The organism is Amycolatopsis sp. WQ 127309 (assembly GCF_023023025.1).
Lineage (GTDB): Bacteria > Actinomycetota > Actinomycetes > Mycobacteriales > Pseudonocardiaceae > Amycolatopsis.
In genome coordinates, this window is the sequence record NZ_CP095481.1 from 10,931,305 (window position 1) to 10,950,488 (window position 19,184).

20 protein-coding genes are annotated in these 19,184 nt (G+C 71.8%); 11 read left to right on the top strand and 9 right to left on the bottom strand.

From position 1 onward, the window contains the following. Window positions 1-55: 55 nt before the first annotated feature. The 3 genes from MUY22_RS48540 (at window position 56) to MUY22_RS48550 (ending at window position 4,229) form a co-directional block, all read left to right on the top strand. Window positions 56-1,621, top strand: coding sequence for a cell wall metabolism sensor histidine kinase WalK (locus tag MUY22_RS48540; RefSeq protein ID WP_247055298.1), 1,566 nt, complete (start codon window positions 56-58; stop codon window positions 1,619-1,621). A gap of 4 nt (window positions 1,622-1,625) precedes the next feature. After that, window positions 1,626-3,563, top strand: coding sequence for a glycosyltransferase family 39 protein (locus tag MUY22_RS48545; RefSeq protein WP_247055300.1), 1,938 nt, complete (start codon window positions 1,626-1,628; stop codon window positions 3,561-3,563). Window positions 3,564-3,674: 111 nt separating this feature from the next. Then, on the top strand, window positions 3,675-4,229 hold the full coding sequence (locus tag MUY22_RS48550; protein WP_247055302.1) for a GNAT family N-acetyltransferase: 555 nt from the start codon (window positions 3,675-3,677) through the stop codon (window positions 4,227-4,229). On the opposite strand, the gene MUY22_RS48555 is transcribed toward MUY22_RS48550, so the two are convergent. After that, window positions 4,177-5,340: a hypothetical protein gene (locus MUY22_RS48555; RefSeq protein ID WP_247055304.1), complete on the bottom strand. Its 1,164-nt coding sequence runs from the start codon at window positions 5,338-5,340 to the stop codon at window positions 4,177-4,179. The two genes, MUY22_RS48550 and MUY22_RS48555, sit on opposite strands and share 53 nt — an antisense overlap. Beyond that, window positions 5,337-6,407, bottom strand: a complete 1,071-nt coding sequence (locus MUY22_RS48560) for a helix-turn-helix transcriptional regulator (protein WP_247055306.1) — start codon at window positions 6,405-6,407, stop codon at window positions 5,337-5,339. Before MUY22_RS48560 ends, MUY22_RS48555 begins: the two co-directional genes overlap by 4 nt. Window positions 6,408-6,761: 354 nt before the next feature. On the opposite strand from MUY22_RS48560, the gene MUY22_RS48565 reads away from it, so the two are divergent. Beyond that, on the top strand, window positions 6,762-7,028 hold the full coding sequence (locus MUY22_RS48565) for a hypothetical protein (RefSeq protein ID WP_247055308.1): 267 nt from the start codon (window positions 6,762-6,764) through the stop codon (window positions 7,026-7,028). A gap of 110 nt (window positions 7,029-7,138) precedes the next feature. Then, on the top strand, window positions 7,139-7,654 hold the full coding sequence (locus tag MUY22_RS48570) for a hypothetical protein (protein WP_247055311.1): 516 nt from the start codon (window positions 7,139-7,141) through the stop codon (window positions 7,652-7,654). A 3-nt stretch (window positions 7,655-7,657) separates the two neighbouring features. Here MUY22_RS48570 and MUY22_RS48575 read toward each other — a convergent pair whose 3' ends face one another. Genes MUY22_RS48575 through MUY22_RS48590 form a run of 4 tightly spaced genes read right to left on the bottom strand, consistent with a single transcriptional unit; the run spans window position 7,658 to window position 11,310 of the window. After that, on the bottom strand, window positions 7,658-8,710 hold the full coding sequence (locus MUY22_RS48575) for a thiamine-monophosphate kinase (RefSeq protein WP_247055312.1): 1,053 nt from the start codon (window positions 8,708-8,710) through the stop codon (window positions 7,658-7,660). After that, window positions 8,694-9,323, bottom strand: a complete 630-nt coding sequence (gene dcd / locus MUY22_RS48580) for a dCTP deaminase (protein ID WP_371827719.1) — start codon at window positions 9,321-9,323, stop codon at window positions 8,694-8,696. The genes MUY22_RS48575 and dcd overlap by 17 nt, the downstream gene beginning before the upstream one ends. Next, entirely contained in the window at window positions 9,323-10,066 is a 744-nt protein-coding gene (locus MUY22_RS48585) for a hypothetical protein (protein WP_247055316.1), read from the bottom strand. The genes dcd and MUY22_RS48585 overlap by 1 nt, the downstream gene beginning before the upstream one ends. An 11-nt stretch (window positions 10,067-10,077) precedes the next feature. Next, window positions 10,078-11,310: a helix-turn-helix domain-containing protein gene (locus MUY22_RS48590; protein ID WP_247055319.1), complete on the bottom strand. Its 1,233-nt coding sequence runs from the start codon at window positions 11,308-11,310 to the stop codon at window positions 10,078-10,080. A gap of 346 nt (window positions 11,311-11,656) precedes the next feature. Between MUY22_RS48590 and MUY22_RS48595 the strand changes: the two genes are divergently transcribed. From MUY22_RS48595 to MUY22_RS48610, 4 genes are all read left to right on the top strand, one after another. Further along, a complete protein-coding gene (locus MUY22_RS48595; protein ID WP_247055321.1) occupies window positions 11,657-11,983 on the top strand; it encodes a hypothetical protein in 327 nt (108 codons plus the stop codon). Beyond that, on the top strand, window positions 11,980-12,561 hold the full coding sequence (locus MUY22_RS48600; protein WP_247055323.1) for a hypothetical protein: 582 nt from the start codon (window positions 11,980-11,982) through the stop codon (window positions 12,559-12,561). Before MUY22_RS48595 ends, MUY22_RS48600 begins: the two co-directional genes overlap by 4 nt. A 100-nt stretch (window positions 12,562-12,661) precedes the next feature. Next, a complete protein-coding gene (locus MUY22_RS48605; protein ID WP_247055325.1) occupies window positions 12,662-13,918 on the top strand; it encodes a bifunctional glycosyltransferase family 2/GtrA family protein in 1,257 nt (418 codons plus the stop codon). Beyond that, window positions 13,918-15,759: a glycosyltransferase family 39 protein gene (locus MUY22_RS48610; RefSeq protein ID WP_247055327.1), complete on the top strand. Its 1,842-nt coding sequence runs from the start codon at window positions 13,918-13,920 to the stop codon at window positions 15,757-15,759. The genes MUY22_RS48605 and MUY22_RS48610 overlap by 1 nt, the downstream gene beginning before the upstream one ends. A 52-nt stretch (window positions 15,760-15,811) precedes the next feature. Here MUY22_RS48610 and MUY22_RS48615 read toward each other — a convergent pair whose 3' ends face one another. Then, entirely contained in the window at window positions 15,812-16,240 is a 429-nt protein-coding gene (locus MUY22_RS48615; RefSeq protein ID WP_247055329.1) for a nuclear transport factor 2 family protein, read from the bottom strand. An 82-nt stretch (window positions 16,241-16,322) separates the two neighbouring features. On the opposite strand from MUY22_RS48615, the gene MUY22_RS48620 reads away from it, so the two are divergent. Continuing rightward, window positions 16,323-17,063, top strand: coding sequence for a hypothetical protein (locus MUY22_RS48620; RefSeq protein ID WP_247055331.1), 741 nt, complete (start codon window positions 16,323-16,325; stop codon window positions 17,061-17,063). Here MUY22_RS48620 and MUY22_RS48625 read toward each other — a convergent pair. Beyond that, window positions 17,042-17,773, bottom strand: coding sequence for an AfsR/SARP family transcriptional regulator (locus tag MUY22_RS48625; RefSeq protein ID WP_247055333.1), 732 nt, complete (start codon window positions 17,771-17,773; stop codon window positions 17,042-17,044). The genes MUY22_RS48620 and MUY22_RS48625 overlap by 22 nt on opposite strands. A 125-nt stretch (window positions 17,774-17,898) precedes the next feature. Between MUY22_RS48625 and MUY22_RS48630 the strand changes: the two genes are divergently transcribed. After that, complete coding sequence (locus tag MUY22_RS48630; RefSeq protein WP_247055335.1) at window positions 17,899-18,606, top strand: PP2C family serine/threonine-protein phosphatase; 708 nt, start codon at window positions 17,899-17,901, stop codon at window positions 18,604-18,606. A gap of 2 nt (window positions 18,607-18,608) precedes the next feature. Here MUY22_RS48630 and MUY22_RS48635 read toward each other — a convergent pair whose 3' ends face one another. Beyond that, window positions 18,609-19,094 carry a DUF2127 domain-containing protein gene (locus MUY22_RS48635; protein ID WP_247055338.1) on the bottom strand — a complete coding sequence of 162 codons (486 nt, stop codon included), beginning with the start codon at window positions 19,092-19,094 and terminating at the stop codon, window positions 18,609-18,611. Window positions 19,095-19,184: the final 90 nt, after the last annotated feature.

A 19,184-nucleotide genomic window follows, 5' to 3' on the forward strand; every position in this document is an offset into this window, starting at 1 on the left:
CCGCCTCACAGGCAGCACACAAGCCGCGCACACGGCCGCGGCGGACGCTGAAGCCATGGCCGCGCGTACCCTCACGCCCCGCCCCCACCGGTCCGGCCGGCCGGGGCGGCTTTCGCTGCGCACGAAGCTGACCGGCTCGATGGTCGTGCTGCTCACCGTGGTGTGCCTGATCGTCGGGGTCGTCAGCGAGTTCGCGCTCGACGTGTTCCTCACCCGCCAGGTCGACCAGCAGCTGACGGCCGCGGCCACCCGCTCGCAGGTCTTCGCGAGCAACGCCGGGCGGCAGAACGGCCTGCCGGGCCAGCCGCCGCCCCAGGACCTGGGCCCCGGCGAGCACCCGCTCGGGCAGAACGTCGGCACGGTCAGCGGCACCTTCTCCGGGCAGTCACTGGTGCACGACGACAGCATTTCCGAGCACGGGGACCGGCTGCACCTGTCCGCGGCCCAGCAGGGCGTGCTGCTGTCGGTGCCCGCGGACGGCAAGCCGCACACGGTCTCCTTCGACGACCTCGGCGAGTACCGGCTGATGGCGCTGCCGGTCACCGGGTCGGCCGACGTCGTGGTCACCGGCCTGCCGATGAAGCCGGTCAACGACACCCTGCTCACCGTCGGGCTCATCCTCTTCGGCGTCGCCGCCGCGGGCGTGCTGGGCGCGGCGTTCCTCGGCGCGTTCGCGGTCCGCCGCACGCTGCGGCCGCTCGAGCGCGTCGCGGCGACCGCCGGGCGCGTCACCGAGCTGCCGCTGGACCGCGGCCAGGTGGCGCTGTCCATCCGCGTCCCGGAGTCCGAAACCGACCCGCGGACCGAGGTCGGCCAGGTCGGCTCGGCGCTGAACCTGATGCTCGGGCACGTCGCGCAGGCCCTCGAAGCGCGCCACGACAGCGAACTGCGCGTCCGCCAGTTCGTCGCGGACGCCAGCCACGAGCTGCGCACCCCGCTGGCCGCGATCCGCGGGTACGCCGAGCTGGCGGCCCGCGGCAGCTCGCTGGTGCCGCCGGACGTCGCCCACTCGATGACCCGGATCCAGTCCGAGGCCGTCCGGATGACGACGCTCGTCGAGGACCTGCTGCTGCTCGCCCGGCTCGACGCGGGCCGCCCACTGGACGTGCGCGAAGTCGACCTCACGCGGCTCGTCGCGGACACCGTCGGCGACGCGCGGGTCGCCGGGCGCGACCACCGGTGGCAGCTCGCGCTGCCGCCCGACCCGGTGCTCGTGCACGGCGACGTCCAGCGCCTGCACCAGGTGCTGGCGAACCTGCTGGCCAACGCCCGCACGCACACCCCGCCCGGCACCACGGTGACGACCGCGCTCGCCCGCTCCAAGGACACCCACAGCGCCGTCGTGACGGTGACCGACGACGGCCCCGGCATCAACCCCGACCTGCTCCCGGACGTCTTCGACCGGTTCGCCCGCGGCGACACGTCGCGCTCGCGCCAGGCCGGCAGCACCGGTCTCGGGCTGGCGATCGCGTCCGCCGTCGTCGTCGCCCACCACGGCTCGATCGAGGTGCACAGCCGGCCCGGCCGGACGGAGTTCGCGGTGCGCCTCCCGGTGGCCGTTCCTGCACAGCGCGTGCACAGCATCGGCACAACCCGGCCCCAGCTGGGCACCGGAAGCTGATCCCATGACCGCTGTGACATCCGGGGCTTCGCCCCGGGCCGGGGGCTCCGCCACCCGTAGCCCCCGAAAAGAAGCCGGTGCCGCGTCGCGCCAAACCGGCGCACCCGCTCGCCGGACTTGGCACCGGCCCGCACTGGCCGGGCTGCTGCTGGCCACGGCGGTGCTCTACCTGTGGGGCCTCGGCGCGTCCGGCTGGGCCAACGCCTTCTACTCGGCGGCCGCGCAGGCGGGTTCGCAGAGCTGGAAGGCGCTGTTCTTCGGCTCGAGCGACGCGGCGAACGCGATCACCGTCGACAAGACTCCGGCCGCGCTGTGGGTGCTGGGACTCTCGACGCGGGTGTTCGGCGTGAGCGCGTGGAGCGTGCTGGTGCCGCAGGCGCTGATGGGCGTCGGCTCGGTCTGGCTGCTGTACGCGACGGTGAAGCGCACGTCCGGCCCGGCCGCGGGCCTGGTCGCCGGGCTGGTGCTGGCGCTGACCCCGGCGGCAGCGCTGATGTTCCGGTTCAACAACCCGGACGCGCTACTGGTGCTGCTGCTCGTCGCGGCCGCGTACTGCGTCGTCCGCGCGCTCGAGAAGGCGGGCCCCGGCTGGCTGGCCCTGGCCGGTGTCGCGGTCGGGTTCGGGTTCCTGGCGAAGATGCTGCAGGCGTTCCTGGTGCTGCCCGCGTTCGCCGTGGCGTACCTGGTGGCCGCGCCGGTGCCGCTCGGCAAGCGGCTGCTGCACCTGCTGGGCGCGACGGTCGCCGCCGCGGGCTGGTACCTGGTCGTCGTCGCGCTGTGGCCGGCGGCGGACCGGCCGTTCATCGGCGGCTCGCAGACGAACTCGCTGTGGGAACTGGTCTTCGGCTACAACGGCTTCGGCCGCATCACGGGCGACGAGGTGGGCAGCGTCGGCGGCGGTGCCGGCCGCGGCTGGGGTTCGACCGGCCTGACCCGGTTGTTCGGCAGCGAGATGGCGGGCGGCATCGCCTGGCTGATCCCCGCCGCGTTGCTGGCGCTGGGCGCGGGCCTGTGGTTCACCCGCCGCGCACCGCGCACGGACCGCTCGCGGGCGGCCCTGATCGTCTGGGGCGGCTGGTTCCTGGTGACGGCCCTCGTTTTCAGCTACATGGGCGGCATCATCCACCCGTACTACACGGTGGCGCTGGCCCCGGCGATCGCCGCGCTGGTCGGCACCGCGGCGGTGCAGCTGTGGCGCCTGCGCTCCCAGCCGTCGGCATCGGGCCTGCTCAGCGGCGGCGTGGCGTTGACGGCGGTCACGACGTACCTCCTGCTGTCCGGCTCGACGTGGCAGCCGTGGCTGGCCCCGACGGTCCTGGTCGGCGGCCTCCTGGCCGCGGTGGGCCTGTTCTTCGCGGCCCACCTGACCCGCTGGGCGGCGTCCTCGATCGCGGCCCTGGCCCTCGTGGTCCTGCTGGCCGGCACGGGCGCGTACACCCTGGCCACGGCGGCGACCACGCACAGCGGCGCGATCCCGTCGGCCGGACCCACGTCGGGCTTCGGCGGCCGTGGCGGCGGTTTCGGCGGCGGCCCGGGCGGCGCTCCGGGCGGCTTCGGCGGCGGTGGACGCGGCGGCGGCCCGGGCTCCCTGCTGACCACGACGCTGCCGGGCGCCCAGCTGACCGCGTTGCTGAAGCAGGACACCGCGAAGTACACGTGGACGGCGGCCACGGTGCTGTCGAACGCGGCCGCCGGCTACCAGCTGGCGAGCGGCGCCCCGGTGATGGCGGTGGGCGGCTTCAACGGCACGGACCCGTACCCGACGCTCGAGCAGTTCCAGCAGTACGTGGCGAGCGGCCGGATCCACTACTTCCTCGGCGAAGGCATGACGATGCAGGGCAGCAGCGGCTCGGACGCGGCCCAGCAGATCGCCGACTGGGTGGCGTCGACCCACCAGGCGTCCACTGTGGACGGAGTGACGGTCTACGACCTGACCACCTGAGCAACCCGACGAAAGCAGGGTGTGACGCCGCGGCCGCGTCGGGCAACCTGGTCAAGGCGCCGGTGCCTCCGGCACACTGACGGTGCCCCGGGCGAACAGGAGTCCCAGCCGATGACCGAGCCTTGCGTACGGTCGGCTCGCTCCGCGGACCTGGAACCCTTCGCCGCGGCCCTCGGCGACCGCGAATTCCTCATCGACCGCTTCGACCGGCAGCGAAAAGGCCTCGGGGTCTTGTTCGTGGCCTGGCTCCGCTACCGCCCGGCGGGCGAGGTCTACCTGTGGCTGGAGGAGGCCGAGGAGTACCCGATCCGCCGGCACCTGCCCGGCGTCGCCCTGCTCACCCACCTGCAGGTGCACCACGAGCTGCGCAACCGGGGCGTGGGCCGGACCCTGGTCGCCGCGGTGGAGGCGCACCTGCGGGAGCACGGCCACGAGCGGGTGGCCCTGGCGGTCCGCACGGACAACCCGGCGGCGGCGCGCTTGTACCGCCGTCTCGGCTACGAGGACTGGGGCCACGGCGAGGTCGTCTGCTACGCGCGGACGACCCAGCCGGACGGCCGTCCTCTCTACGAACCGGAACGCTGTTGCGTGCTGGTCAAGGACCTCGTGCCGGTCACGCCCGCGCCAAGAACGGAGACGCGGATCGGCGCTTCGCCCCGGCACTGATCCGCCCGTCCACGCCCGGCTGGACCAGGTGGCCGATCTGCAGGGCGGCGAGCGCGCCGTCGACGCCGATGCCGCGCGGGTACCGGCCGATGTGCTTGCGCCACCGCGCGCAATCCGTTTGCCAGGCCCGCAGGTACGCCACGCACAGCTCCGGCGTGATCAGGTGGCTGCGCCCGATCGCGGCCTTCAGCGCGGCGACCATCCGGGCCTTCTGCGCCGGCTCGATCGCCGACGCCAGCACCCGCTCGATGGTCGTGCTGATGATCCGCCGCCGGTCCGGCAGGAACTCACGCCAGTACTTCTCGTCGGCGTCCGCGAGGCCGAGACCGTTGTCCAGCAGGCCGTACACCCCTTCGGCGAGGGTGTCGCCCAGCTCTTCACCACGGGCGCGGCGGGCGTCCCGGTACGGGTCGTAGGGGTGCTGGATCGCCGTTCCGGTGACGGCTGAGGGGCGCAGCCGCAAGCCGTCCAGCAGGAAGAACCAGTCTTCGTTGTAGATGTTGGGGAAGAACGAGCCGAACGCCCGTTCGCCGACCACGAGCGCGCCGCCGCCGATGAACGTCTTCTGCGCGGCCCCGATGTCGCGAAGCGCGTGGCACACCACGGAGTTGTCCGGCATCCCGGAGTTGGCCAGCCCGACGACCGCGTGCTCGCCGAGCAGCCCGGCCGCCGCGGACACGTCCGCGGGGTCGGGCAGCACGATGTCGTCGTCGAGGAAGAGGATCCGCTGCCACCCGGCGAGGACCGCGATGAGCAGACCGAGGTTCCGCTTGCGGCTGGTGTCGACCCGCCGATCGAACTTGTGGCGGCGGAGCAGCTTGTCGGTGGCGAACTCGGGCACGACCCGGCGGGGCACGTCGTCGATGTCGATGGCCGCGACCCGGACGCCGGCCCGTTTCGCCTCCAGAGCCGCGCCGGAAGCGTCGCCGCGCATGCTGCTCAGCACGAGCAGGAGGACGTCGCGCTCCTTGGCCGCCGCGATGGCTTGCCGCAGGTAGGGCGCCGTCCGGCCGTTGGGCACGATGACCGCGTCCAGCGCCGCCCGGGGCGCGGCCGCGGCATCGACGTGGACCAGGAGGTCTTGGTGCGACTGGTGTTGCCGCGCGGTCACGCGGCTTCCGGCCACTCGTGCAGCCGGTTGTCCGCCACGGTCCAGTCCGGGGTCAGGCCCTTGCCGGCGACGACCTGCACCCGGCTGATGATGCTGAACGACTTCGCGCCGCCGAACCGGTCCCGCAGGAAACCGCTGTTCCGGTCCCGGAACTTGACGTCGGTGAGGGCGCGAACCGCGCCGAGGGTGCCACGACCGTACATACCGTTGCACACGGTTACCGTGCGCTTTCGGTTGAACGGGCTCACCCCCCGGTAGAAATGTGCCACGTCTTGCAACAGGTGACCTTCGCTGTCCAACTGGGGTGGGAAGAGCTCCGACCCGCCGTCTCGTCGCACTCGGAAGCCGCCAGGTTCGCTGGTCGGTGCCTCGTCGGCACGGGCTACCTGTTCCACCGGGAGGTCGACGCGTTCGATGACGTCGCGGGTCACGGTGTTCCAGTCGACGCCACCGAGCAGGACCAGGTGGGTCGTGTAGTCGTCGGGGGTCAGCTCCGCCGTGGTGTGGAAGCTGACCTGGTGCTGCGGGTTGACCGACCGGATGTGCCCGAACAGCTCGATCAGGGCGTCCGGGTCGGCGTAGGTGTAGAGCGAGACGAAGTCCGCGCTGTCGGGGTCGGCGTAGGTCAGGTGCTGCCGGTACTCCGTCGGCAGCTGGGCGCAGACGATGGTGACGTCCTCGTTCTCCGGGAAGCTCCAGATGTCGGGCACCGGTTCGGCCGTGCGGTCACGCCCGTCGCGCAGCGACAGCAGCTCCCCGAGCAGCTCGTCGTGCCGGTCGCGCTCCTCGTCCGTCAGCTGGTCGAGTGGGAGCACCCGCACGGTTTCGCCGTTCACCGAACGCGGCGTGGCGAAGAGCGTGGCGTAGGCGTCCAGCCGCCGGACCGGCGGGGCGATGGGCTTTTCGGCGTTCTCCCAGGAGGAGATGAGCGAAATGCTGAGCGGCCTGCTCCCGCCGATCGCGTGGGCGATCTGCGCCTGAGTGATTCCCAGCTCGGGCCACTGCTCTTCCCGCAGCGCGCGCAGGCGCCGGGCGAGCGCAGGACGGCGCGACTCGGCTGGGGACACGACTCCGCCGCCCTTCAGTAAATTTCAGTGGCGTGAGCAGGGGCACAATTGTACCCACGAATGGCCCAGCGCCTGCCGCCGACCCGCCGCAGCCGGGACCGAAGCGTGAGCAGCCGGGGCTTTACTGTGCAGCGAAGCGATAACGTCCGATTCTCCTCCGTTGCTACAGTCAAATCCAGACCTTACAGTCGATTTTACTGAACTTCACTGAATAACTGGTCCAGCGCGGTCGGTCACCTTCCGCCGCCTGGGCGGACGTCGAGTTTCGCGAACGAATCCCGCCTTGTGAGTCAGCTGGCACACGAGCCGGGACGAGCCGGAGGTTTCCTGGATCCACCGCAGAGGAGGGCTTTCATGGACCCCACCACCACACCGCGCAGCCGCTGGCGCCGGGGCGTCTTCGCCGCCGGGCTCGTCATCCCCTTCACCGCTTCGCAGGTCTGGGCCTTGCTCGTCCTGCTCCGGCTGGCCCCGCTCGACGGGCTGGTGGGCCAGGCTTTCGTGCTGATCCTGCTGGGCTCCGTCGCCGCGATCTGGGCGGGCTGGCGCTGGACCTGGCTGCTCGGCCGCGACCGCGACCTGCGGCCCGAGCCCGCCGCGAAGACGCGGATTCCGACATGACCCCCGGGCCGGTGATCGTCACGGCACTCGTGCTGGTCATCGCCGCCGGACGTCTCGTGCGCCACCTCGGCGGCCTCCTCCGTCGCCGACCGACCGGAAGGAGCAAGGAAATGACGACACAGCAGGCACATTCGCCGTTCCCGATGCGCGTGTACCACTGGCGGTGGGAGCTGCTCGCCGTGACGCTCCTCCCCTACGGCCTGGTGATGTTCGGCCTCTGGGCCGGCCCGGCGTGGGCGTCGGGGACGCTGGCGGCCGTCCTGGCACTGGCTCTGCTGCGCCGCCGGCACGTGCGGACCCGGATCCGCGCGGTGGTGGTGCAGCACCGGCTGCGCGCGGCGTTCCCGTCGCTGCGCCTGCCCGGCGGCCACCGCCCGGCGATCCTGTGGACCCGCCCCCGCGCCGGCGACATCGTGGTCTCGCTCTACGGCCGCGAAGCGTTCGAGCACCTCCACCGCCACCGCCGGATCCTCGCGGCGGCCTGCGACGTCCCCGAGGTGTACGTCGACCGGCACCCGCGGTTCGCGAGCCTGGTGACGCTGACGATCAGCCCGACCGAAGTCCACCACGAGCCGGGACGCGCGGTGCTGCCGAGCAACGTGGTCCCGTTGCGGGCGCACAGCTGAGGTTCAGCGCGCCTTGAACATGTCGGTGATCACCGTGGCCGGCTCCCCGCCGTGCCACGAGCTGGCCGAGAACCGCTCCTGCGCGATCCCGCGCCAGGCTGCGGTCTCGGGCCCCAGCGTCAGCTTCTCGTCCGTCGTCAGGGTTCCGATCTCCTGAGCGGCGATGCCCTCTTCGCGCAGTGTCTTCGTGACGAGCCTGGCGTCCTCTTCGCGGACCACGACGACGAGTCCCCAGTCGCCCCAGGTCTGGGCGAGGTCGAAGGGGTCCAGTTTCGCCTGAGCGGCCACCTCGGCCACCAGGTCGTCCAGCCGGAAATCCGCGCTGACGGCCGCGCCGACGCCGTTCGCCTCGCAGAGCGTGCGGACGGTGGCGAAGAGGCCATCGGAGACGTCCATGGCCGCCCGCGCGAAGCCGGTCGTGGCCAGCAGCTGCCCGGCCTTCAGCTGGGCCATCGGCTTGCACGCTCGTCGCCAGAGCTCAGCGGCCTCGGACTCCGGGAGCGTCGCCTGTCCCGTCTTCAGCAGGGCCGCCGCCCACAGGTGGCCGGGCGAACCGACCAGCAGCAGGCGATCCCCGGCTCGGGCGCCGGAGCGTCGCAGCCGGCTGCCCGGCGCGCACCGGCCGATGGCCGTCGCCGTCAGCTGGACGACTTCGCCGTCCCGGATGTCGCCGCCGGCGACCTTCGTGCCGTGGGCGGCGCAGCAGTCGTCGACGCCGCCGAGCAGGCGCTCGAACTCCCGCACCGTCGTGGACTTGGGCAGGGTGTAGTTGACGACGAGCCCGAGCGGCTCGGCGCCAGCGGCGGCCAGGTCCGACAGGTTGATCGTGGCCAGCAGCCAGCCCGAGTGGTAGAGATCGGGCTCGCCGAGCAGGTTGACCACGGGCGTCGGGCAGCTGTCGGTGGTCGCGACGAGCTCGCTCGGCGTCGTCACCGAGGCGAGCAGGGCGCTGTCGTCACCGAAGCCTTCCGTGCCGGCGTACCGCGGTCGCAGGACTCGCTCCTGAATCCCCCGTTCGCCGAGGTCACCCAGGCACTCTTCAGTTGCGTCGGACATGGTCGGCCAATCGGGACGCGGCGACGGCGTGGTCGCTCGAGTAGTTGTGCGGCATGACGTCGTAGGGCTGCTCGCTGCCGGTCGAGGCGAACAGCATCAAGTTGCAGATCCGGGTCTCCGGGTACAACAGGACGGGGTGACGCAGGTGGTTGACGATCTCCAGCGTGATCACGGCGAGCTTGCCGCGGCCGAAACCGGGGCTGACCTGACCGCACAGCACCACGCTGATGCCGAGCCGCGCGTAGTCGCTGGTGCCGTCGACGAGACCGACCAGATTTTCGGAGAGGCCGATCTTCTCCAGCGTCGGCGCGAGCACGACCTCACCGGGTTCGACGGCCAGCCGGCCCTGCGCGTCGAGTTCCTTGGGGACCAGCTCCGGGTACGTCGACCGGTCGGCGATGTCGACCGGACCGGTCGTGGCGAGGCTGAACGCCTCGTGGCCGAGCCGCAGGCTGAGCGCGGCGGGCCGGAGCATCGCCGGCTCGAACGGCGAGACGGTCAGCTCCCCGGCCGAGACAGCGCGCTTGATGGCCTTGTCGGTCAGCACCCCGCGCCGCGCGCGCCGGACGGGCAACCGGCGCTTTCTGTCACGGAATCCCAGCTGCACCGGCATCATGATGCGGCCTCTGACTTGAAAGCCGCTAGTACGGCCGTCACGAGCCGGCGGAAGTCCGCTTCGGACAGCACGCCGTTCGGCTGGTCGTCGCTCTCGCCCGGCTCGCAGTAGACCACCGTGGTCGGCGTCCGGCGCGGTCCCTGGATCACGACGGTGGCGGTCAGTCCCGCGTCGATCGGGCGCACGGTGTGCACCACGTCCGTGTCGCACGAGTACACCTCGCCGCGCACGACGTGCGGGGACCGTTGGCGTTTCAGCCGCACTTCGCCGTCGGTGACGAGCGCGGCCGGGTGCGCGGGATCGGCGCCGTAGCGGTAACGCCGGAACGGCTTGCCGCCGTCGGCGACCTCCGTGAACTCGACCATGTGCATGCCCGTGCCCACGAGGATGTGGGAGGCGAACTCCCACCGGTGGCTGTGCGGGTTCGACTCACCCGGCGAAACGACGTCGGACTCGGGCCAGACGTGCAGCCGGATCCGGAACTCCGGCTCGGCCGCGGTGTGCAGGACCAGCTTCGCGAAACCGTTGGGGTGCCAGTACGAGCGGCCGGCGATCTCGGTGACCTTCGCTTCGTCCGCCAGCAGCCCGGCCAGCCAGGTGACGAACGGCCGCGGTTCGACGCGGATCTCCCACGCCGCCTTTTCGAGGTGGGACAACGCGGCACCGTCGCGACCCAGGGTTTCCGCGAGCCCGCGCGGAAACCGGTGATCGTCGAGGGCCGTCAGTGACGTGGTGCTCATCGTGCGACGCTCTATTCTGCGGCGTTCTGGGGGACGTTCGGGGGAAGAAGGGCGGGTACTGCGAACGCGAGCGCGGCCGCGCGGAGGGCCGTGACGGCGTCGAGCGTCATCCAGATCGGCAGATCGCCGCTGCCCCAGGCCCACAGGCCCAGGCTCGGCTCATGGCGTTCCCAGAGGGAGCCGAGCGCGCGGCTCAGCCTGGCCGTCGGCACGTGGGGCGCCTCGGCCAGCACCTGAAGCACCCACGCGGCCGTGAAGTGCTTGATGTTCACCCGGACCGGCTGGCCGCCGCCGGGTTGGGGCAACGCCAGTTCCTCGGACACCCCGTCATCCGGGTGGGCCCGCTCGATGAGCCACTGCGTAGCCGTCTCGACGGCGTCACGAACGTCGGAACGCTCCCCGCCGCCGTGCAGCAAAGCGCGAAGCGCCACAACCGCCCGCGCGGTGTGCGCGGCCGACGGCTCCGGCGCCACCAGCCGCGGCTCCTTCTTCTCGCCCCAGAGGAGGAGGCCGTCGAAGTCGAGACGGGTGGCGAGCAGGTCGTCGGCGAGCTTGCGGATCAACGGCGCGTCCGGCCGGAGCCGGACCGCCGAACGCAACGCCGTGGCCAGCAGGAACGGCCGGGTCCGGCTGTAGCCGTCCAGCGAGCGTTCGAGGTAGCGCAGACCTTCGTCGGCGGAGAGCAGGGTGCTCGCCTGGGAGAGGGCGTCCACCACCGCGGCGGTGACCTCCGGCCGGCGACCGCTCGACCGTCCCTGCCACCCGAATTCGGACCGCTTCTCGTAGAGATCCACGACGACGTTGTGTAGGCCGATGTAGGGCTCGCCTACCACGACCATCGCGGAGATCCCGTAGGCGGTGGCGAGCGTGGTCTGCTCACCCTGCTGCTGGAGGTTGTGCCGCCAGCCGACCGCCTGACCGTCGTCGTCGCGGATCACGTGCCCGGCGAGGCTGTGCCCCGCCCGCCGGAGCACTTCGAGGAGCGAGCCACCGGTGGTGACGACCGACCCCGCCGACGCGGGCGACCTCGCGCCTTCCACCAGGTCGAACAGCATGTTCGCGGCCCGGAAGTGATCGTCGAGCAGCCGCGCGTTGTCCGTCGATGGGAGGTAGCGCCCGGTCTCCCACTGCGTCAGGTTGGCCCGGCTCACCCCGACGATCCGGGCCACGTCCGCCTGGGTCTCGTGGGCGGCCTTGCGCAGCCGGCGCAGCTCGTCGCCCACCTGTTCAGGCGTCGTTACCACATCAGTACCTATCGGCTGGGCCACGGTCGACTTATCATGTGTAGGTAAGTCCGATTCATCGGACTTACCTACACAGGTAGGCGACCGTAGGGAGGTGACAATTTGTGGACACAGAGCGCACCTTATCCCATCGGCGGCTCCTCGCGGTTGCCAACCCTGAGCGACTCGCCCGAACGGGTTGTATCCGCAGCTCGCGGCCCTCCCGGCCCCGGATCGGTCGCGACCCCGCGCACCTGAGGCACTGCGGAAAGTGTCCGGCGGCCTCCCCGAGCCGCCCGCGGGCAGCCCCTACGCCGAGCCGGCCGGGCTTGCCCTCCGAATTCGCGCGCAGTCTGGGGGTGTCCCGATGGAAGACCACAACCTACCTACGTCCCGCCGGCGTGGCCGGTTCGATCGAGTACTCGCTGTCCTCGGCGAATGGCTCTTCGCCGCCGACGAGGACGCCCGGGCCGAGGCCCGCGGCTGGCAGGTGCACCGCGCCGCGAACGGCCGGACCCGCACCTACCGCGATCCCCGCTGGGACACCGTCAGCGCCTGCCGATCCTGCGGCGGCCACGGGCTCAGCCCCACCGACGGCGCCGCCTGCCCGGCCTGCGCCGGTACCGGAGTCATTCGCTCGGCGCCCGAGACCGCGGTCCCGGTCGCCGACGGCTGGAGAGGAGCACGGTCATGACCCGCAAGCACACTCCCGAGCACGTCACCGAGCTGGCCCGGCAGCTCACCCCGGTGAAACGGCCCAACCCGTTCCTGTGGGCCTACCACTGGCGCTACGAGATCGCGGCGGTCACCTTGCTGCCCTGCTCGCTCGTGGTGCTCTTCCAGTGGCTCGGCCCGCTCTGGTTCGCGGTGGCCCTGGCCGGCGCGTTCCACTGGGTCTTCTACTGGCGCGCCGGCCGCCGCTACCTGCGCGGCCGGCTGCGCGCGATCGTCGTGCAGCACCGCCTCCGGGCGACGTTCACCAGGGCCCGCGTCTGCACCCTGGACGGCCGCCGGCCGGCGATCCTGTGGACGCGCGAACGGGACGGCGAAATCCTGGTCACCGTGTTCTGCCCGGCCGGCCTGGAGTTCCGGCAGATCCGTGACGCTCGCGCACTGATCGCTTCGGCGTGCTTCGCGACGGAGGTCTACGTCGACCGCCATCCGCGGTTCGCGAGCCTGGTGACGGTCGCCGTCTGCACGGCGCCGCCGCGGTGGGTGCCCGCGCAGCGCAGCAACCCGCAGGAGATCGTCCCGCTGCGGGTGCACAGCTGAGCCGCGCCGCCCCCGGCGTCCACCCGTCCGGGGGCGGCGCACAGCAACCGCACAGGGCGATCACACGGTCACCAAAGCGGGACCCACGACCGTAGTCGTCATGACAGCCACCGCCTCCGCTTCACGGCCCGGGACCGTCCCGGTCGACCTGGCCGGCCCGCAGCCGGTACTCGACGTCGTCATCCCGGTCCACAACGAAGAGGCCGACCTCGAACCGTGCATCCGCCGGCTGCACGCGCACCTGGCCGAACACGTCTCCTACCCGTACCGGATCACCGTCGCCGACAACGCGAGCACCGATGCGACGCTGCCGGTCGCGGAGCGGCTGGCCCGGGAGTTCCCCGAGGTCGAGGTCCACCACCTGGACGAGAAGGGCCGCGGCCGTGCGCTCAACGCCGTCTGGCGGGCCTCGGACGCCGCTGTCCTCGCCTACATGGACGTCGATCTCTCGACCGACCTGGCCGCGCTGGCGCCGCTCGTCGCGCCGCTGCTGTCCGGGCACTCCGATCTCGCCATCGGCAGCAGGCTCGCCCGGGGCGCACGCGTCGTGCGGGGACCCAAGCGCGAGTTCATTTCCCGTTGTTACAACCTGATCCTCCGCTCGACGCTCGCCGCGAAGTTCAGCGACGCGCAGTGCGGGTTCAAGGCCATCCGCGCCGACGTCGCCCGGGAACTGCTGCCGCACGTCGAGGACACCGGCTGGTTCTTCGACACCGAGCTGCTCGTCCTCGCGCAACGCGCCGGGCTGCGGATCCACGAGGTGCCCGTCGACTGGGTCGACGACCCGGACTCGTCGGTCAACATCGTCAAGACGGCCACCGCGGACCTCAAGGGCATCGTCCGCGTCACGAAAGCGACATTCACCGGCGAGATCCCGATCAGCCGGCTGCGCGAGCAGCTCGGCCGGCAGCCGATCGGGGTCGAGGCACCCGGGGTGCCGCCACGGCTCGTCACGCAGCTCGTGCGGTTCGCCGCGATCGGCGTCAGCAGCACCCTCGCGTACTTGGTGCTGTTCCTGCTGCTGCGCACGGCCGTCGGCGCGCAGCCCGCGAACTTCGCCGCGCTGCTGGTGACGGCGATCGCGAACACCGCGCTCAACCGCCGGCTCACGTTCGGCATCCGGGGCCGCGGCGGCGCGGGACGGCACCAGTTCGAAGGGCTGATCGTGTTCGGTCTCGGCCTGGCGCTGACCAGCGGCGCGCTCGCCCTGCTCCACGGCTCCACCACCCCCGGCCTGGTCCTGGAGATCACCGTGCTCGTGCTGGCGAACCTCGCCGCCACGGTCCTCCGGTTCCTGCTCCTGCGCGGCTGGGTGTTCAACCCGCGCCGCCAGGGCGCCACCCAGAAGGAGTACTGATGACCGCCGTCCTGTCCGACCCCGTGACGCAGGAACCGCGCCACCGCAAGGACTCCGCGGCGCACTCGCCCCCGCGCTGGGTTCGCCCGTCGGTGTTCGGGCTGCTGGCCGCGACCGCGGTGCTCTACTTCTGGAACCTGACCGCGTCCGGCTTCGGCAACTCGTTCTACGCCGCCGCCGTGCAGTCCGGGACGCAGAGCTGGAAGGCGTGGCTGTTCGGCTCGCTCGACTCCGGCAACGTCCTGACCGTCGACAAGCCGCCGGCCGCGCTGTGGGTCGGGACGGCGTTCGCGCGGATCTTCGGCTTCTCCAGCTTCACCGTGCTGGCACCGCAAGCGCTGATGGGCGTCGCGTCGGTCGGCATCCTCTACCTTGCGGTGAAGCGGACGTCCGGCCCGGTCGCCGGGCTGATGGCGGGCGCGCTGCTCGCGGTGACGCCGGTGGCGGCGCTGATGTTCCGGTTCAACAACCCGGACGCGCTGCTCGTGCTGCTGATGGTCGCGGGCGCCTACTTCGTCGTGCGCGCCACGGAAAAGGCGTCTCCCGGCTGGCTCGCGCTGGCCGGTGCGGCGATCGGGTTCGGCTTCCTGACGAAGATGATGCAGGCGTTCCTGGTGCTGCCGGCGTTCGGCCTGGTGTACCTGATCGCGGCACCGACGTCGCTCGGCAAGCGCTTGCTGCACCTGGGCGGCGCGGTGGTGACGCTGGTCGTCTCGGCGGGCTGGTTCATCGCGCTGGTCGACCTGTGGCCGACGGCGTCCCGGCCCTACATCGGCGGGTCCGAAGGGGACAGCCTGCTCGAACTCGCCTTGGGCTACAACGGTTTGTCGCGCATCTTCGGCGGCGGCGAGGGTGGCGGCCCGGGCGGCGGCGGTGGCATGGGCGGCAACACCGGCTTCGGTGGGACGTCCGGGCTGTTCCGGATGTTCGGCGCCAGCTTCGGCGTCGAGATCTCGTGGCTGCTGCCGGCCGCGTTGATCGGCCTGGTCGCCGGGCTGTGGTTCACCCGCCGCGCGCCGCGCACCGACCGGACGCGCCTGGCGCTGGTGCTGTGGGGCGGCTGGCTGGTCGTGACGGCGCTGGTGTTCAGCTACATGAGCGGCATCGTCCACCCGTACTACTCGGTCGCGCTGGCCCCGGCGATCGCCGCGATGGTCGCGATTTCGGGCCGCGCGCTGTGGCAGGGCCGGGCGAACCTGGCGCCGCGGGCCGTGCTGGCCGGCATGGTCGTGGCGACGGCGGTGTGGTCGTTCATCCTGCTGGACCGCACGCCGGACTGGTTCCCGGCGCTGCGCTGGATCATCGCGGTGCTCGGCGTGCTGGCCGCCACGGTGCTGGTGATGGGCGTGCCGCCGGTGCGCCGGGTGGTGGCGGTGGTGGCCGCGGCGGTGGTGCTTTCGCTGGGCGCCTCGACCGTCGCCTACGGCGTCGAGACGGCGTCGGTGGCCCACAGCGGCTCGATCCCGACGTCCGGCCCGACGTCGAGCGCGATGGGCGGCTTCGGCGGCGGCGAAGACTCGGCGTCCAGCACGGTCGGCAAGCTGCTGGCCTCGACGACGACCGAGTGGGCAGCGGCGACGACGGGGTCGCAGAGCGCGGCATCGCTGGAACTGGCGAGCGGCAAGGCGGTCATCGGCATCGGCGGCTGGAGCGGCTCGGACCCGGCCCCGACACTGGCCGAGTTCAAGGCGTACGTCGCGGCGGGCGAGGTGAAGTACTTCATCGACGGCGGCCGCGGCGGCGGCCCGGGCGGCGGGTCCAGTGAGATCACCGAGTGGGTGACGGCCAACTTCACGGCTACGACGGTGGACGGCTCCACGGTCTACGACCTGCAGAGCTGAGCGCGACCCAGGGGTCGTGAGTGGTGATCAGGGTTCTCACCCGCATTACCACTCACGACCTCTTTGTACGCAGGTGGTGGCTGACGTCGCCGACCAGGTCGACCGTGGCCCGGCGTTCCGTGAACTGCCACTCGCCCGCGGAGCGGGTGAACGTGTCCTGGTAACTGCCCGCCGCGATCGTTTGCAGTGGGAACCCCGGCACCGCCTGCAACACCGTGAAGTACGCCCGCGACTCAGCCGTGTCCCCGGTGACCGAGATCGACACGTTCGTTGTCACGTGCTTCGTGCGCGGCGTCCCGTCGTCGTACCGGATCACCGTCGACTGCAGCATTCCGGCGACTTCCGGAGCGCCGCGCGCCACGCCGCCGCTGCCTGCGAAAGAACCTGACGCGAACAGCTCGCCGACGGCTGCGAAGTCCCCTGCGTCCACCAGGGACGCGTACCGGTGGATCAGGTTCTCGATCGCCCGGGTGTCATCCACGAAAATGATCGTACAGAAAAAGTATAGAAACCCTCCGTACGGTGGCGGCGAGGGCGGCGGGGGTCGCCCACAGGGGGTAGACATGGATCGCCGGAGCCTGCTCAAAATCACCGCCGGGGCCGCCGTCGCCACGGCCGGGTCCGTCCTGCTGAGCGGGACAGCGGAAGCAGAGGGACTACCGCCGGTGCCCGGGATGCTGGGTGATCGGCGGGCCAACGAAGTCTGGTACCAGCTCGACGAAATCGCGCTGTACCACCCGTCGCCGGAAACCAGTGCCGCCTACACCGCGTTGTTCGGGTACCTCGGCCAGGAAAGCATCGCCAGCAGGTGGCTCGCCTTCAGCAAGGAGCCTGCCTACCCGCGGAACTACCTCGAGTTCGTCAAGCCCGTCGAGGCGCCGCTGCGGACGCTGTCGAAGCTGCAGCTCGGGAACTTCGACCGCTTCTACCGCGGGGACGAAGCCGGCCTCGTCAGAGCGTTCGCCGACTTCGGGCAGGGGGTTCTCTTCGATCCTCGACGCGAACCCGTCGAGTCCGAGGTGCACACCATGGACGGGAACCCGCCCTCCAGCTACCACTTCTGGCACGCGATCCAGCGCGCGCAGATGCTGCTCGGCATCGACCGTCAGCGGTGGGCGCGCATCGATCCCGTGCTCGGCTTCGCCTGGGCCTTGCAGTCCGTCGCGAAACCCGACCACCGGCACGTCAACCCCGGACTGCCCGCGGGGCAGGTCCGCGCCTTCGCCCGCTACTGGCTGCCGCGGGAGCCCGCGCAGCTCGACCGTGACTTCCAGTCGTCGCCCTACCCCTCCGGGCTGGGCTGAAGCACCCGCTCGTAAGCCGCTCGCAACGCCGGGCCCGGCGTGATCCCCAGCTTTTCGTCGAGGACGCGCCGGCCCCGGTGGTACACCTCCACCGCGTCCGCCGACCGCCCGCTCGCGCACAGCGCGGCCATCAGCAGCGCGAGCGCGCGCTCGCGCAGCGGGTGTTCGAGGACGAGGCCCGTCGCGTCGGGGACGGCTCGCAGGTGGTCGCCCAACGCGATGTCGGCTTCGATACGGCCTTCCAGCGCGGCCAGCCGGAGTTCCTCGAACCGCGCCGCCGAGCCCGCGCGAAGCGGTTCGGCGACGTCGGCGAGGACCGGACCGCGCCACAGGTCCAGCGCGGCGCGGAACAACCCGGCCGCACGGGAAGCCGAGCCCGCCCGGAACGCCGCCGCACCGGCCGACGCGAGCCGTTCGAACTCCTGCGCGTCGAGGGTGCCGCTCGGCTCCAGCAGGTAACCGCCACCCGTGCGGACGAGCCGCGCCGGTAACGCCCGCCGCAACCGGGACGCGTACGTGCACAGCTGCGCGTCGACCGTCGAGGGCCGGACGCCGTCCCACACCAGGGAAATCAGCCGTTCGTCGGGCACCACCCGGCCGCGGGCCAGCAGCAACGCCGCCAGCAGCGTCCGCGGCTTGCGCCCGCCGAGCACGGCCGGGCGGCCGTCGGCGCGGCACACCACCAGCGGCCCCAGAATCCGGAACTCCATCCCCCCACCCCGTTCCCACCGTACCGGGACTGACACCGGCGGCACAGGAAAGTCTCAGACCGCCCACAGGAACGGCGCGGATCATGGAGGTCAGAGGATGAGGGATGAGGGATGAGGAGGCCGCGATGATCACCACCCGTCCGGGCTACCCGCGCTGGCACACCGCGAGTGCGCAGGGCCCCCGTTCGCACAACGCCGACGCCGTCGGTGCCTACGCCGCGGCCGGCGCGCCCGGCATCGTCTTCGCCCTCGCCGACGGCGTCGGGGACGACCCGGCCGCCGCCCAGGCCGCGCGCGTCGCCGCCGCGGCCGCCGCGCGCACTCCGGTCCACAAAGGACCGGTCGAGGCCGTTCTCGCCGCACAGCAGGCCGTCCGCGAACGCAGCTACGGCGACGCCGTGCTCGTCGTCGCCGTGCCGGTCGCCGGCGGCTACCGCATCGCCTGGGTCGGCGACGCCCGCGCGTACGCCTGGGACGGCACGGCGCTGCGCCGCCTGACCACCGACCACACGCTCGCCGAGTACTTCCGCGCCCGCCGCCAGCCGGTGACGCCGCGGATGGAACACGTGGTCACCACCAGCGTCCGCACGACGAAACCGCACGAGATCGGCACCGCCGAGGTGACCGGCGGCGGGCTGCTGCTGACCAGTGACGGCGTCCACAAACCGCTCGCCGGCAGCGCGATCCGCGCCATTCTCGCGGATCCGGCGCACGGGGCCGCGGAACTCGTCGAGGCCGCGATCGCCCACGGCGGATCCGACAACGCGACCGCGCTCTACGTCGAGGCAGTGGAGGCCGACAGCACCACGGTGCGATTTCCCGTTGCCGCGTGACCCTAGCTAGCGCGTTCGCGCTTGAGCTGCCGGTATTCGCGTAGTACCAACACGATGATGATGACGTCGAGGGCGGCGAAGAACGGCAGCGCGATCGAGTGGGTGTGGATCGCGCGCCAGACCTCGTAGACGACGAACGCGGCGAGGATCACCGCGGCGATCGGGTAGGCGGGGACGATCTTGCGCGCCAGCGCCCAGACCAGTCCGAGCTTGATCAAGCCGTGGGCCAGCAGGTAGGCGACGGCGAACGTCTTGGTGTCGCCGTGCAGGAAGTTCTCGGTCGCCGACTCCAGGTGCCGCGCGAGCGTGCCCGACGGGTCGCCGAGCAGGTCGCGGGTGATCACCGCGTGGGTGAACCCGCTGACGGTCGACGCCGGGATGAACGCGAGGATCAGCGCCCCGACGACCTGCAGGGCGCCGTCGAGGCCCTTGATCGCGATCGCGATCCGGAAGAACCGCTCGGTCGCCGTCGGCTTGGTTTCCGCCATGCCCCCACCTCAGCACGAACGGTGGATCCGCGCACGTGGGGGCGGTTTTCACGCCTTTCGTGCCGGGCCGTCCGGCCGGTCCGATCCGTG

Bases quoted from the DNA above. Each gene is read 5' to 3' on its own strand.
- MUY22_RS48630 (WP_247055335.1), top strand. From the start codon at position 17,899: ATGATCACCACCCGTCCGGGCTACCCGCGCTGGCACACCGCGAGTGCG.
- MUY22_RS48565 (WP_247055308.1), top strand. From the start codon at position 6,762: ATGGACCCCACCACCACACCGCGCAGCCGCTGGCGCCGGGGCGTCTTC.
- MUY22_RS48570 (WP_247055311.1), top strand. From the start codon at position 7,139: ATGACGACACAGCAGGCACATTCGCCGTTCCCGATGCGCGTGTACCAC.
- MUY22_RS48575 (WP_247055312.1), bottom strand. From the start codon at position 8,710: ATGTCCGACGCAACTGAAGAGTGCCTGGGTGACCTCGGCGAACGGGGG.
- MUY22_RS48635 (WP_247055338.1), bottom strand. From the start codon at position 19,094: ATGGCGGAAACCAAGCCGACGGCGACCGAGCGGTTCTTCCGGATCGCG.
- MUY22_RS48540 (WP_247055298.1), top strand. From the start codon at position 56: ATGGCCGCGCGTACCCTCACGCCCCGCCCCCACCGGTCCGGCCGGCCG.
- MUY22_RS48605 (WP_247055325.1), top strand. From the start codon at position 12,662: ATGACAGCCACCGCCTCCGCTTCACGGCCCGGGACCGTCCCGGTCGAC.
- dcd (WP_371827719.1), bottom strand. From the start codon at position 9,323: ATGCCGGTGCAGCTGGGATTCCGTGACAGAAAGCGCCGGTTGCCCGTC.
- MUY22_RS48610 (WP_247055327.1), top strand. From the start codon at position 13,918: ATGACCGCCGTCCTGTCCGACCCCGTGACGCAGGAACCGCGCCACCGC.
- MUY22_RS48550 (WP_247055302.1), top strand. From the start codon at position 3,675: ATGACCGAGCCTTGCGTACGGTCGGCTCGCTCCGCGGACCTGGAACCC.
- MUY22_RS48620 (WP_247055331.1), top strand. From the start codon at position 16,323: ATGGATCGCCGGAGCCTGCTCAAAATCACCGCCGGGGCCGCCGTCGCC.
- MUY22_RS48585 (WP_247055316.1), bottom strand. From the start codon at position 10,066: ATGAGCACCACGTCACTGACGGCCCTCGACGATCACCGGTTTCCGCGC.
- MUY22_RS48545 (WP_247055300.1), top strand. From the start codon at position 1,626: ATGACCGCTGTGACATCCGGGGCTTCGCCCCGGGCCGGGGGCTCCGCC.
- MUY22_RS48625 (WP_247055333.1), bottom strand. From the start codon at position 17,773: ATGGAGTTCCGGATTCTGGGGCCGCTGGTGGTGTGCCGCGCCGACGGC.
- MUY22_RS48600 (WP_247055323.1), top strand. From the start codon at position 11,980: ATGACCCGCAAGCACACTCCCGAGCACGTCACCGAGCTGGCCCGGCAG.
- MUY22_RS48595 (WP_247055321.1), top strand. From the start codon at position 11,657: ATGGAAGACCACAACCTACCTACGTCCCGCCGGCGTGGCCGGTTCGAT.